Origin of the sequence: Candidatus Colwellia aromaticivorans (genome assembly GCF_003333305.1) — a bacterium.
Lineage (GTDB): Bacteria > Pseudomonadota > Gammaproteobacteria > Enterobacterales > Alteromonadaceae > Colwellia > Colwellia aromaticivorans.
Genome location: NZ_QOLD01000003.1, coordinates 31,295 through 45,527, shown reverse-complemented (window position 1 = coordinate 45,527; position 14,233 = coordinate 31,295). Strand labels below are relative to the sequence as shown.

At 37.5% G+C, this 14,233-nt stretch carries 12 protein-coding genes; 4 read left to right on the top strand and 8 right to left on the bottom strand.

Annotation, left to right across the window (positions count from 1 at the left end; all coding sequences use genetic code 11):
• Positions 1-114: 114 nt before the first annotated feature.
• The 4 genes from putP (at position 115) to DWA31_RS00200 (ending at position 5,141) form a co-directional block, all read left to right on the top strand.
• A complete protein-coding gene (gene putP, locus DWA31_RS00215; RefSeq protein ID WP_114324673.1) occupies positions 115-1,602 on the top strand; it encodes a sodium/proline symporter PutP in 1,488 nt (495 codons plus the stop codon).
• A gap of 42 nt (positions 1,603-1,644) precedes the next feature.
• Entirely contained in the window at positions 1,645-3,222 is a 1,578-nt protein-coding gene (locus tag DWA31_RS00210; RefSeq protein ID WP_114324672.1) for a protein adenylyltransferase SelO, read from the top strand.
• Positions 3,223-3,722: 500 nt separating this feature from the next.
• Positions 3,723-4,112: a MerR family transcriptional regulator gene (locus DWA31_RS00205; protein WP_114324671.1), complete on the top strand. Its 390-nt coding sequence runs from the start codon at positions 3,723-3,725 to the stop codon at positions 4,110-4,112.
• Positions 4,113-4,199: 87 nt separating this feature from the next.
• Entirely contained in the window at positions 4,200-5,141 is a 942-nt protein-coding gene (locus DWA31_RS00200; protein WP_114324670.1) for a sensor domain-containing diguanylate cyclase, read from the top strand.
• Positions 5,142-5,227: 86 nt separating this feature from the next.
• On the opposite strand, the gene DWA31_RS00195 is transcribed toward DWA31_RS00200, so the two are convergent.
• The 8 genes from DWA31_RS00195 to DWA31_RS00160 form a co-directional block, all read right to left on the bottom strand.
• Positions 5,228-6,001, bottom strand: coding sequence for a DUF3379 family protein (locus DWA31_RS00195; protein ID WP_245942406.1), 774 nt, complete (start codon positions 5,999-6,001; stop codon positions 5,228-5,230).
• The gene (locus DWA31_RS00190; RefSeq protein WP_114324724.1) at positions 5,994-6,509 is read right to left on the bottom strand and encodes a sigma-70 family RNA polymerase sigma factor; all 516 of its coding nucleotides are present in this window, start codon (positions 6,507-6,509) and stop codon (positions 5,994-5,996) included. Before DWA31_RS00190 ends, DWA31_RS00195 begins: the two co-directional genes overlap by 8 nt.
• A gap of 81 nt (positions 6,510-6,590) precedes the next feature.
• The gene (locus DWA31_RS00185; protein ID WP_114324669.1) at positions 6,591-8,339 is read right to left on the bottom strand and encodes a BatD family protein; all 1,749 of its coding nucleotides are present in this window, start codon (positions 8,337-8,339) and stop codon (positions 6,591-6,593) included.
• A 2-nt stretch (positions 8,340-8,341) separates the two neighbouring features.
• On the bottom strand, positions 8,342-10,312 hold the full coding sequence (locus DWA31_RS00180) for a vWA domain-containing protein (protein ID WP_114324668.1): 1,971 nt from the start codon (positions 10,310-10,312) through the stop codon (positions 8,342-8,344).
• A 20-nt stretch (positions 10,313-10,332) separates the two neighbouring features.
• Positions 10,333-11,328, bottom strand: coding sequence for a vWA domain-containing protein (locus DWA31_RS00175; protein ID WP_114324667.1), 996 nt, complete (start codon positions 11,326-11,328; stop codon positions 10,333-10,335).
• Entirely contained in the window at positions 11,325-11,909 is a 585-nt protein-coding gene (locus DWA31_RS00170; RefSeq protein ID WP_114324666.1) for a DUF4381 domain-containing protein, read from the bottom strand. The genes DWA31_RS00175 and DWA31_RS00170 overlap by 4 nt, the downstream gene beginning before the upstream one ends.
• Positions 11,897-13,006 (bottom strand): DUF58 domain-containing protein, encoded by a 1,110-nt coding sequence (locus DWA31_RS00165; RefSeq protein WP_114324665.1) that lies wholly within the window; start codon positions 13,004-13,006, stop codon positions 11,897-11,899. The genes DWA31_RS00170 and DWA31_RS00165 overlap by 13 nt, the downstream gene beginning before the upstream one ends.
• A 22-nt stretch (positions 13,007-13,028) precedes the next feature.
• Positions 13,029-13,994, bottom strand: a complete 966-nt coding sequence (locus tag DWA31_RS00160; RefSeq protein ID WP_114324664.1) for an AAA family ATPase — start codon at positions 13,992-13,994, stop codon at positions 13,029-13,031.
• Positions 13,995-14,233: the final 239 nt, after the last annotated feature.

Here is a 14,233-nt window from a genome sequence, read left to right as displayed (position 1 = left end):
TTTCCTGTTTTTTCACGAATAATCAATGCTAAGGTATATTTCTGTCTGAGTTCTTGATAGCGTAGCAGGGAAAAATTTTTAGCTACAAATTATATATTTTTAAAGGGGAATCGTTTGGAACTGGGTACGTTAATTTCTTTAGCACTATATTTCATTGTTATGTTAGGAATAGGCTTTTATGCCTATAAAAAATCCACTAGTGATGTTTCTGGTTATATGCTCGGCGGTAGAAGCTTAAGTCCAAGTGTTGCTGCACTTTCTGCTGGCGCTTCTGATATGAGTGGTTGGATGTTAATGGGCTTACCCGGCGCTATGTACATCTCAGGAATGAGTAGTTTATGGATAGCGATAGGCTTAGTTATTGGGGCCTTTTTAAATTACCTTATCGTTGCTCCGCGCCTTAGAACCTATACTGAAGTGGCGAATGACTCTATCACTTTACCAGATTTTTTTGAAAATCGATTTAATGATAAGTCACGCATGTTACGTATAGTTTCATCGGTGGTTATTATAGTATTTTTTACGCTTTACACATCTAGTGGACTTGTTGCTGGCGGTAAGCTCTTTGAAAGCTCTTTTGGGCTGAACTATGAAGTGGGTTTGTATGTTACAGCAGGTGTAGTAGTTGCCTATACACTGTTTGGTGGTTTTTTAGCGGTTAGCTTAACTGATTTTGTACAAGGGTGTATTATGTTTATTGCCTTAGTATTAGTACCTGTTGTTACTATCAATGAAGTGGGTGGTTTGGTGGAAATGCAAGCTAGCATTAGTCACATTAATCCTGAGCTGTTAGATATTTTTAGTGGTGTTAGTGTCATAGGAATAATTTCTTCAATGGCATGGGGCTTAGGGTATTTTGGTCAACCACATATTATTGTTCGATTTATGGCAATTCGTCACGTCAAAGACATGCCAACAGCACGTCGTATAGGAATGAGTTGGATGATCGTGGCTATTATAGGAGCTATGGCCACTGGATTTTCAGGTATCGCTTATGTCGCTAAAACAGGATTAACACTTGATGATCCTGAAACTATTTTTATCGTATTATCACAAATTCTTTTTAGCCCATTAATTGCTGGCTTTCTTCTAGCTGCTATATTAGCGGCAATTATGAGTACTATTTCTTCGCAGCTATTAGTCACTTCAAGTTCGTTAACTGAGGATCTTTATAAAACCTTTTTACATAAAGATGCTAATGACAAACAACAAGTTTTAGTTGGGCGCATCTCAGTGGCTATTGTTGCACTAGTCGCTATATATTTAGCCTATGATCGCGATAGTTCAATATTATCCTTAGTGAGTAATGCTTGGGCTGGTTTTGGTGCCGCATTTGGCCCTGTAGTTATTGGCAGTTTATACTGGAAAAGAATGACGAGAAATGGCGCATTATCAGGTATGGTCACTGGCGCTGCAACGGTACTGTTTTGGATTTATGCTCCTCTTAAAATTGACGGTCAATCATTAAGTTCAATAATGTATGAAATAGTTCCTGGCTTCATTTTATGTTCACTCGTTATTTATATTGTTAGTAATATGTCTCCACAAAGTGATGCAGCCATTTTAGCTAAACATGATGAAATGTTGACAGTTCATAATTAAATCAACCATGGTGAATAATAAGTTGCAATAAAGGTTAAATAAATGAAATTTTCTAATACCTATATTAAGTTAGGCGAACAGTTTTTTCAGCGAACTTTACCGGAAAAGGTTACATCACCTACACTTTTATTATGGAATAAAGCATTAGCTAATAATTTGCTTATACCTGAAAATGTACAAGATAATCATATATTGTTGTCTCAATACTGTTCTGGTAATCAACTGCCTCATGGTGCTGAATCAATAGCACTTGCTTATTCAGGACATCAATTTGGTCATTTTAATCCTCAATTAGGTGATGGTCGAGCGCACTTAATTGGTGAAGTAATAGATAAAGATAATGCACGTCGGGATATTCAATTGAAAGGCTCAGGGCAAACGGGTTTTTCAAGACGAGGCGATGGAAAATGTGCTTTAGCGCCAGCGCTTAGAGAATACATCATGAGTGAAGCATTATTCGCACTTGGTGTACCAACGTCTCGTTGTTTATCAGTGGCTGCTACCGGAGAAATGATCAATAGAGGCTTAACTAAAGCCGGCGCTGTTGTTACCCGTGTTGCTGCTAGCCATATTCGGGTTGGTACTTTTCAATACTTTGCTGCTAGAGGTGATATGACATCATTACAAGCATTGGTTGATTACAGTATAAAGCGCCATTTTCCTGAAATAGATGCCGATAAAACTGGAAGTAATATTCCTCTATCGTCTGATCAGCGTATATTAGCGTTTTTAGCGAGTGTTATTGGCAATCAAATCACTTTAGTTGTTGAATGGTTACGCATTGGCTTTATTCATGGGGTAATGAATACTGACAATACCGCTATTTGCGGTGAAACGCTCGATTTTGGCCCTTGTGCTATGTTAGGGGAATACAATGAAAATAAGGTTTTTAGCTCTATCGATGAATATGGTCGGTATGCGTTTGGTAGCCAAGGGAAAATTGCACAATGGAATATGGCTCGATTAGCGGATTGTTTAATACCGTTATTGATAGAGGTTAGTGATAAGAAACTCACTAAAGAAGAACAAGAGCAACAGGCGTTAACGAAGGTTGAAGCACTGATCCATCAATACACGGATAAGTTTGATGTAGCGTATTTCACTATGTACGGTAAAAAACTTGGTATAAAAGATACGGCTTTAAATAATAAATCATTGATTAGTGATTTATTAACCCTAATGCAAACGCAAAACCTAGACTATACACAAACCTTTCTACAGCTAACACAATCCTTAACGGATGATGTAAAAGCGCAAGAACTACAAAGTAAATTGGGTGATTGGTACCAAACGTGGTTAGTAGTACTTAGGCAAGAAGAGCTGGAACACGAAAGTCATCCGCAAAATAAATATCAACAAGCTCAAGATTTAATGAGAAAAAATAACCCTGTTGTTATCCCGAGAAATCATCACATTGAGGCAATACTTGAATTCTGTGAAAATGCTATTGCTAATGATTTAACTTGTATGAAAAATTCAACGAAAGAAGTCATTACTGATACGGTTGAGGGGTTCCTTCGAGTATTGCGTTCACCTTATCAAGAAATAGAAGCGACAAATAAATATCAAGAATTACCAAAGGATGGCGATAGATATTATCAGACTTTTTGTGGTACTTAGCATTATTTATAAAATATAACCCAAAAAATTAAGACGTTCCCTATCTCTCAACGTTAACTACCAGTTAACTACCAGTTAACTCGATGTAAAAATTAGTGGTTTTTTGTCATGCTTGTAAAAGTTTATTAACTTTATTGTTGACTTAGTACATAGGTACGGAGTTTATTATATACCCGTAATCATTTAAAGTGCTAGATTCAGAGTACATGAGCAATTTCAGCTTGAGGCACGTCAATTAAATCATGGTTATTCCCTATTTCTTTGGCGCAACAATAAAATGGGATTGCTCAGGTACTTCTCCGATGGGGCTAAAAACGATTTATACTGCCTTATTGATTTTGACAAGGGAATAACCATTCTCCGCAATCAATACCTTGTTTAAATCGTTTTTTTCTCCCACTGAAACCTGCACTTTGAATGGTCACGGGTATACATGGATAATTTGTCTATATTTTAAAAGTGTTAGCTACATTTTGTGTTAAGTAGCGTTAAGGAGTGGTATGGGCAAAACAATGACAATTGGCAAGTTAGCCAGTGCAGTAGGGATCAGTGTTGAAACTATCAGGTTTTATCAACGTCAAGGGTTGGTTGCTCAACCGGAAAAACCATTAAATGGCTTTAGGCAGTATCAATTTGACACAATAGAGCGACTTAAATTCATTATTAATGCCAAAAGCTTAGGCTTTACATTAAATGAAATACGTACGCTTGATAACTTATCTTCTGGATGTAAGTTATTTCATGATTTAGCTAACAGTAAGTTAGAAAGTATCAAAAATGAAATAGCACACTTACACCGTATTGAACAAAATATTAATAATTTAATTGATAGCTGTAATTCCGACTGTAACGCAGATAATTGCTCAATTGCGGAAAAAATGTATAGCTAAACTCTTATATCAGTGTAATTAAAGCTTTATATAGCTCGAGTATCAATTCAACAGAATGTATTGTCGTTATACTGAAAAGGAGTTTATATGATAACAATAGGACAAGATAAACTAGAAGCCAGTTTAGAGTTATCTCAGCTTGTCTTAAATCATATGGGTGCTTATGTTTCAGTTAAGGGTAGAGATAAAAAATATATTTATGCCAATCAAAAATTAACCGCTCTTTTTAAAGAAAATTTTGATTCAATACTTAGTTTGACTGATAGTGAACTTTTTGATTTTTCAACTTATTCTGATGTGATAGACAGTGATGAAAGGGTGTTGAATTTTGGTGATTCTATTGAAAAAAAAGAAGTCAGCATTATCAAGCTGACAGATGAAAAGAAAGTTTACTTGTCATCAAAAAAGCCTATCTTTAATATCCATCGGGAAATTGTAGGTGTTCTTTGTGTTTCAACAGATATTACTGAAAGTCACTATTTACAAAAAAAGTTAGAAATAGAGGCGACAACAGATCCATTGACGGGTTTGTTTAATCGTCGTGTTTTCTTTAAATTAGCAGATCAGTTTCTCTCTGAATCAATTCGTCATAATAAAAATCTGTCTTTAATCATGATAGATATTGATTTATTTAAAGGCATAAATGATGAGTATGGACACCTTGTTGGTGATCACGTTATTCAATTTGTTGCAGCTAAAGCGAAAAGCTTACTTAGAAAAGAAGATATAATCGCTAGAGTTGGCGGTGAAGAATATGCAGTGTTACTTCCTAATACGCATAGTCAATCGGCACAATTAATTGCTGAAAAAATAAGAATGTTGATAGATTCTTCCTATATCACTGGAGATTGGTCTGGGGAAATTCAGCCAAAAGTAAGCTTAGGGGTTTCTACTTATACAGAGGGTGATAAAGAATTCTATGAAATTTATTCTCGATCGGATAAAGCACTCTACCAAGCAAAATCTACAGGAAGAAATAAAATTTGCATATATGAAAAGATCCATGATGTTGCAAGTAATGCAGTCTAACCTGTAGGATATTCTTCACTCTATTAACTATTAACTATTAACTATTAACTTGGGTATAAAGAGGAGAATATCCATGAGGTTGCTAATTATATAGACCAAGAAATATTGTCATTAATCTTACGTTGCCAAAGCTCTAGCGATTCATTTTTATCAGCGACAACAAGAATGTTAGCCTGTTTAAAACCAAGTGATTCACCTTGTAGCTTATTATCACTAAATTTATTAGTGAAGGCTAAATGCTCTTCTTTAGGCACAACAAATACAGTGACCGTATCGGTTAACCCTTGAAAAACCAGATGCAAACTTTTCATACCATCAAAGCGACAGTAGTCTGCTGAAATTAACTCCCCTAATGATTCACTAAAGCTGCCGTTAAAGGTAGTCATTTTTTTATTCAATGACGTTAAGCTTACTCGGTTATTATCATCATTATAAAAATCGTTTTGTTCATGGTAAACATGCGCTAATGCATAATCACCTAAATTAGTGTAACTATTGGAAAACTGTAAGTAATTTACTACTAAACCAGCAATAATAGCAACAGAAGCTGCGAGCGCTAAATGTACACGAGATTTACGTTTTTCTTGTTGATGGCTGGCTAATGTTTGACGTAACAGTAGCTTGTTACATAAGTCATCAGGCACAGGAACTTTCATGGCTTGCTTTAATTTTTCATCAAATAAGTGAAGCTCTTGCGCAAGTCGTTTTTTAGCCGGATCTGCATCTTGTGCCGCAATAACATCTTCATCTTGGCTAGTTGGATCAGCGTATATGCTACGTCTATATTGCAAGTCATCCATTTTGTTAATGGGGGTATTAATTTTAGGCATATCGCTATCACTCGTGTGATTATCATTCATGGAGAAGCCTCATCTTTTCTGGCTCTTTTTCTAAAGCATCTTTTAACTGGTTACGGGCTCTAAATAAACGTGTCATCACAGTATTTTTATTCAAACTAAGCATGCTAGCAATATCTTCACCGCTATAGCCACCCAGTACTTGTAATACCAATGGCTCAGAGTATTCGGGTGGTAATTGTGCTATTTTGTCTCTTAGCCATTGATTCTCTATTATTTGCTCAGTGGTAGTAGATTTTGTATCCATAACACTGGCTTCTTCATATTCACTCATATCAAAACGTTTACGCTCAAAACGTCTTGCATTTTCGCGTCTTAAAATGGTAATCAACCATGACTTTGCTGCTTTTTCATCTTTCAATGAATCAAGTGCGCGCCATGCCCTTAAAAATGTCTCCTGCACTAAATCTTCGGCAACCTGCTTTTCATGCGTTAACCAATAAGCATATCGGTATAAATCGCCGTGCAGAGCCTTTACTAGTGCTTCGTACCTAACTTGTTTAGTTGCCATGCTGTCACTGTTTTTAGAAGGTTCAGTATCTAAGACCTGAGCAGGTGTTTTTTTATTTCCAAATACTTTCATTTTTTGAGATTAGTTTGGATTTAAAGTAAATTTGCTGGTAGTGTTTTCCTCAAAACCAGCTGCATTGACCTGTTGAATAGCTTTTAATAAGTCTTCTCCAACCCATGAGCTTTCAACTGATTTTTTACCATATAAGTGTTGTTGAACATCATTAATAGCACAAGTAAATGCTTCATTATTTATGTGTGTTAATGCTGCTGCCAAAGTAGATATTTCAATATTGTCATGATGAGAACTTAAGTTATTTAACCAAGGCAAAATTAAACTTAAGGCTTGTTCAGCATTATTTTGTTTACAGGCTGCCATTAAGGCAAGGTAATGGTTATTAATTTTTTGGTGCTTGACGTTATCTGTATTAAGCGAGTTATTTCGTTTTAAATAAAACACATGAGTTGCCCATGCGAATGCAGTAAGTACCCATAAAGCCAAAAATAACCATTGTAAATAGCTTGTTTTCTCAATAACAATTGGCTGTGTTAATAGGGGATCTGCTGTGTTATTTATTAATGGATTATTTGATACAGAATTCGATAAGGTGTTCGTTGTTGCTGGATTGTTTGTTATAGGAGGTTGGGGTAGATCAGCATTAGCGCGCACCGTAATCGTTTGCGCAGGTAGTACGGCTTGTTGATATTTGTTTGTTACTGTATTCCACCAAGCAATGGTGATTTTAGGTAAAATGTATTCTCCTGCACGACTTGCAACAATCGCAAAATTTTGTCTTTTTTGGCTAATTAATCGCTCTTTGGTTAAGTTTGAATGTAGCTCTGCTTGATCTGGATATATTTTCAAGCCGTTAGGCGCATTCATTGTTATTTTAGGTAACTGAGCTTTACCAAGGCCTGCTGCAGTTAACGTGATAGTACGGGTAATTGGTTCGCCGACTTTAAACTCATTCTTGCCTTGTGAAGAGACAGGTTGCCATTCTTGGTGCAAAGTTAATAACTCACTAGGTAGCCAACTGCTAGTCGCATCTATTGGGTAACTATCTGGAATGGGTCGAACATTTAGGGTGAGCTTATCTCCTGAAATATTTACTGGCTTGGTTTCGCCAAAGCTTAAAAAGCCAGAACGGCGTTTAGACTGCACCATAACATCACCTGAAAACATCGGAGTATCAAGGGTGAATTTTCCACTTTGCTCAGGTGTAATAGCGTAAGTTCGTTCGATTATGCGGTAGCGTTTACCATTAACAATTCCTTCGCTTTCTATATCTTTACCTATTTGCTCAATAGTCGCATTAGTTAAGTTCGGCTCAGTTAAACTACCGCGTTGTAGTTGAACACCAATATGTAATTTTATCGTTAAAGCGAGTAACTGTTGCACATAAACATCGTTGGCTGATAATTCTGTCGTGATAAAAATATCTTGCTGTTGTGTTGAGTTGGCACTATCTTGCTCGATGACTTGCACGTTGATCGCTTTAGAATGATGATCATCAATGGTTAAAGCGGGAATAATTAAGTTACCCGTTTGTCTTGGAATCAACACTATTTGCCAACGCGTTGTTCTACTTGTTTTAAAATTAACCATACTGGTTTGTGAACTCACTTCGGTTCGCGCGAGGATAAAGTCTTTCAATAAAGGCGTTGTATCTAAGCTATCACGTTCAACACTGTCATCAGCAACAACAGTTAATACAATTGATTCATTACTTATAACAGGGTTAGCATCAACGCTGGCAGTAACTTTTGTCAGGGCGAAGGCTGTCTGGCTAACGGCAAAAATAGCCAGTAGCATTAGTAATTTTAAACTCATATTTACCACTTTTTCTTTACTCCTTGGCCAGCACCGTCTTGGCGGCGTTTTTTATATTCTAATTGCATTTTGTTGCGTAATAATAAATAAGGATCATCGGTTACTTTATTTAACAATTGCTGATGTTTTTGTGTTGTTTCTTTTGCTTGCTGCTCGGCTGCAATTTGTGCAGCAGTTTTTTCTTTATCTTGTTCTGTTGACTCATCGTCTTGTTTAGCTTGCTGTTCTTGTTTTTGCTTAGATTCATCTTCGTTTTCTTTTTTCTCGCTTTCACTTTTGGATTGTTCTTTTTGCTCTTGCTGCTCGTTTTGTTGTTGAGACTCGTTATCTGAATCTTCTGATGATTGCTGTTCTTGATTTTTATCGCTTTCATCTTGCTCTTGTTGCTGTGAATCATTGTCTTGTTTTTGTTGTTTATCACCCTGGTCTTCTGACTTCCCGTCTTTAGATTTGTCGTCTTTAGATTGATCGCTTTTTTCTTGTTCTTGTTTCTGCTGCTGTTTAAGCTTTTCCATATTGTCTTTGGCATCTTGCAAGTCAGGATTTTTCTTTAAAGCCTGTTCATAAGCATCAATTGCTTGTTGATATTTTTGCATTTGTGCTAGCGCATTACCTTGATTATAAAGACTGTTGGCGCTATCGGCATGTTCGCCTTGTGTAAAAGCATCAAGCGCTTCTTGGTAATTACCCGCTTTGTAATGAGCACTACCTTGCCACTGTGAATTTTCAAACAGCTGAGCAGCACTTTGGTAGTCTTCTTGATTATATTGCCGTTGTGCTTGTTGATCGTTGGTTTGCCAAAGATCTTGCCATGTTTTTTGTACAAATGATGGGGCAGGCGTGTTTTCTGTCTCTTCATTTGCGTAAGAAACAGGGCTAATCAAGGAAAAAGAGAGTAAAAACAAGAAGGGGAGGCAAGTTAGCGGTAATAGTAAAATAGCGCCGCCGCGACGAAAGTAACTTAAAGCAAGAGGAAGAACTAACAATAATAGCCAAGCACCTTGCTCTTGCCATTGATCGCCTGTTTGCTGACTTTCCTGTTGCTGATTTTTATTTTTGTCTAACACATCAAACGTTAAGATAAGGTTATCTATATCACTATCACCATTACTAATGGTTTGGTAATTCCCTTGTCCGCGAGAAGCAAGTGACTGAAGTTTTTGTGTTGGTAATCTAGGGACAACAATAGCGCCGTTATCATCTTTTAATAATTCACCTGATGGTAGTTTTATCGGCGCGCCATTTGGACTACCTATGCCTAATATATTTAGACGATGACTATACTTACTCGACCAATCAAAAATATCACTGAGTTCATCATTGTCAACATCATCGGTAAACCAGTATATATCACCGGTTAAGTGGCCAGCATTGGTAAGCATTTCATGGGCAAGTGTTAAAGCGGCATAAGAATTCGCCCCTAATTCTGGCATAATTTCAGGTGTTAAAGAGGGCAATAATAATTCAATGTTTTTAACATCTTGTGTTAACGGACTAATAACGAAAGCGTCACCGGCATAGGCAACAAGACCGACGTCGCCATCGTTAATTTTATTGAGTAAATCAACAGCTTTAAAGCGCGCACGGGTTAAACGGTTTGGCTTTATGTCAGTAGCATACATGGAATAAGACATATCCATGATAAGTACTGAGCCACGTTCGGTTTGATAAACAGGTTGTGGAAGTTTTTGCCAAGCAGGGCCAGCAAGGGCAATAATACTGAGTAAGCCGATAAGAAAAGGTTTAATTAAAAAAATGCGCTCATGGAATGGTTGCTTGCTGGGTGCGGAGCTATTGCTAGCGCCTTCCACTAATACTCCGCTTAAATGAGGAGGTAAAAACTTTTGCCAAGGCGATAGATGAAAACGATGTTTTTTTAACTGCCAAAGCACCAAAAATAATACAATTATTGCCAGTAACCAAAAAGGTCTGACAAAATGAAAATGTGCTAAAAATAAATTATATGATGTCATTATTATCTAAATTATAAGACCTAAATTGTTCTACGGATAAAAGGGGATAAGTTAATAGCAATCAAGTACCCTGTGCTCAATATAAAAGCTAACGACAATGGCCAGTAAAACAATGCGGTTAATGGGCGCATTTGCTGCTGATCTTGTTCAACCGGTTCAAGTTGGTCGAGCAAACTATAAATTAACTCCATACCTTGGCTATCTTTGGCGCGAAAATATTTACCACCTGTTTGCAGTGCTAGTTTAGTTAAGGTTTGCTCGTCTAACTCACTGGACGGGTTAACACGACGGGTGCCAAACAGAGATTGTTGCAACATTACTTCTGCACCAATACCGATAGAGTATATGGTAATATCTTTAGCGATAGCTAGCTCAAGCGCTTGTTCCGGTGTTATTTTCCCAGCCGTATTTTGACCATCGGTTAATAGCAGTAAAACCTTGTTTGACTTTTGTTTAGCATCAAAGCGTTTAACTGCTAGTGCTATGGCATCGCCTATGGCGGTTTTTCTGCCCACTAAACCGAGTACACTTTCATCAAGCATTTGCTTAACCGTTTTTCTGTCAAATGTCATCGGTGTTTGCATATAAGCATCGTCGGCAAATAAAATTAAACCAAGGCGGTCACCTGTACGTCGCTCAATAAAGTCACCTAGTACTACTTTTAGCATATCTAAACGGTTTACCGTATTACCGTGTAAATTCATGTCTTCAATTTGCATACTGCCGGATAAATCAACGGCAATCATCATCTCTCTACCTTCGGTTGGAATATCGATGGCATCACCTAACCATTGTGGTTGGCTTAAAGCGACTACCGTTAATAACCAGCATAAAGAGAGAATGATCAGTGGTGATTTCTTACTTGCTTGAGTGCTGAAATTAACCGATGTATTTATCAATAATTGCGGTATTCTTAGCGCCGCACTCGTGCGATTGTTGCGTTTTCGAGGGAGCCAATAAATTAACAAGGGTAGCGGTAATAATAAAAATAACCAAGGCCAAGCAAAAGAGATCATGGGCTGACTCCTTTGCTTTGCTGATCTAGATTGGTGTTACGGTTACTGTGAATGTTAGCGTTATTTCGCTTCGGTTGTACAGTCGATTTTGGGGGAAGCGCTTGCTTTAACCAAAGTAGCGTAGCTTGCTGGAAATTAGTATCGACTTCGTTATGAAAATGCGCTTGATATTGATTTTTAAAAGCCTGCTCGCTTAATTCAGTAAAGCGTGTTTGATGCTTTTCGGGTAATTGTGTTAATAAAAAGTGTTGCAATGATTCACCATAAAGCTTGGCAAGTTCAACACGAGAAAAATAATGCATAGCCGCCCATTTTAGCAAGGAGATAAGTTCGCTATTATTTATATCTACATTATTTTTAAGCTGCGCCAATGCTTGTTTTTTTACTTGATTTCGCTTTGCTGTTTGTTTTAATTTTACTATGATAAGTACAATTGCCAGTAATATTAACGCGGCTAATATCCACCAACCATAGGCTATGGGGTAATTGGTTATTTGTTCAGGCAGATGAATATCTTTCAATGCTAAGGGATTAGCAGGTAAAGCATTTGTTTGCGTAGGGTTAGGGTTTATTGATTGCAAAACAGCGCTCCCTCTTTCACTTGTTGTTCTAGCGTTTGTCCTGCGCTAAAACTAATAACTCTAGCACCAGCTTTAGTGAGTAATTTTGAGCATTGTTCAAAAACGGTTTCAGCTTGCTGCTTATAATTAGTTGCGGTGTCTTTATCGCCTAAGGTTAACTGCTGTCGATTATTTCCATCGGTTAACGTTACATTGAGTTTCACTGCACTGGTCGGTAATTCTTGCTCAAGCGGGTCGGTAATCAAACAAACCACCAACTCACAATGTTGACTTATTTGTGTTAAATGACGTAAAGCGCTACTTTCTTGGCTTAAGGCGGTTTGTTGTTCGGCGTTTTGAATCAACATATCTTTGATTGGTTGTGCATCAGTAATTAAATAAACCAGTGAGCCAGGTTTCGCTATTTGCCTTACGCGAGCGCAGTTCTCACTAAAGTAACTTAGGTTATTGGAGCTGCTACTGGAGCTGTTATTGGCGTTATGATTTGAATTATCCTTAGATAATGGCTGATGTTGCGAGGTGTGTTGAGATAAGTGTAAAGACGTTAACGCATGTAAATAATGCAAGACTCCTTCTTTACGACTTCTTGGCTTTAATTCTAAATGCTCGTTTTGATTAAAAACGATACCACCTAAACGGTCACCACGATTTTTTGCATGCCAAGCGACTAACGCGGCAACATGAGCGGCTTGTACTGATTTAAACAGCAGTTGGCTACCAAAATGCATGCTAGCACTTAAATCGGTAGCGATAAGCACAGGACGTTCTAATTCCTCTCTAAACAGCTTAGTGTGAGTTTTTCCCGTTCTGGCGGTTACTCGCCAGTCAATCGCGCGAATGTCATCACCTGTTTGGTAATGACGAACCTCATCAAACTCCATGCCGCGGCCTTTATTACGCGATAAGTAGTTACCGGACATTTGCCCGTGAATATTTTTTCTTGCCGACAAATCAATTAAAGCGGTTTTATTTTGATAATGTAATAGCTCAGGCATGGCAAGTGCAACGCCATTACTGTTAATACTCGCGAGTTGCAGCTGACAATTCATTTTCGAAGAATCTTGTTTATTACTCGTATCTTTTTGTTTAAACCACATAAATTACTTCTTTTTCTCGTCGCTAAGCAACAGCAACTAAGCTTAATAAGTGGTCTAATAATTGGTTCGGCGTAATACCTTCGGCTTCGGCTTGGTAGCTTAGAATTATTCTGTGTCTTAATACATTATGTATAACGGCTTGAATGTCTTCTGGACTAACATAATCTCGGTTATGTAACCACGCGCGAGCGCGAGCGCACCGGTCTAAAGCGATAGTCGCACGAGGGCTAGCACCGTAAGCTAACCATGATTTTAATTTTTCGTCATATTTTTCTGGTTGGCGAGTAGCAATAATTAAATCAACCATATACGCCTCAAGTGAGGGTGCCATATGAATATTAAGTACTTGCTTTCTTGCATCAAATATTTCTGTTTGACTCAATACTCTTAATAATGGTTTTTCGTGATTAGCACCAGTTAATGCTTCACCGCGGTTTAGTTTTAATATTTCTAATTCGCTTTCTGCATCAGGGTAATCAATTTCTAAATGCATCAAAAACCTGTCTAATTGTGCTTCAGGTAAAGGGTAAGTACCTTCTTGCTCAATCGGGTTTTGGGTTGCCATCACTAAAAATAGTTCTGGTAGTTGATATGTTTTTCTCCCAACAGTGACTTGTCCTTCAGCCATCGCTTCTAACAAAGCGGATTGTACTTTGGCAGGAGCACGGTTAATTTCATCAGCTAACACTAAATTTTGAAATAAAGGACCCGCTTGAAAAACAAAAGTGCCATCTTCGGGGCGATATATATCGGTACCCGTTAAATCAGCGGGTAATAAATCTGGGGTAAATTGAATACGGTGAAAGTCTGCTTCTAGACCATCAGCTAACGCATTAACAGCACGGGTTTTTGCTAAGCCTGGCGGCCCTTCAACAATTAAATGACCATTTGCTAACAGGGCAATAAGTAAGTTTTCTACAAAAGCAGGTTGACCAATGATTTGCGCTGATAAATGTTCTTTTAGTGTGGAGAAATGTTCAATTGCCATGTTTGCCTTGTCTTTTTGTATTTTGTTTATAGTAATAAGGAGTATTAGCTGAAACGCACTCTAGCATTTTATATTAGGGTTAATGTTGAAGAAAACAAGTCTGATACCAATTGAAATAATGAATCGACCAACTTAGAGTTACGTAGCGAGCTTAGAGCAAACAAAATGAGTTAAAGATAGTTATTCTATATTTCATTCATTTTGTGATGTTATCAGTTTGCTACGAAACTCCCGAAGGG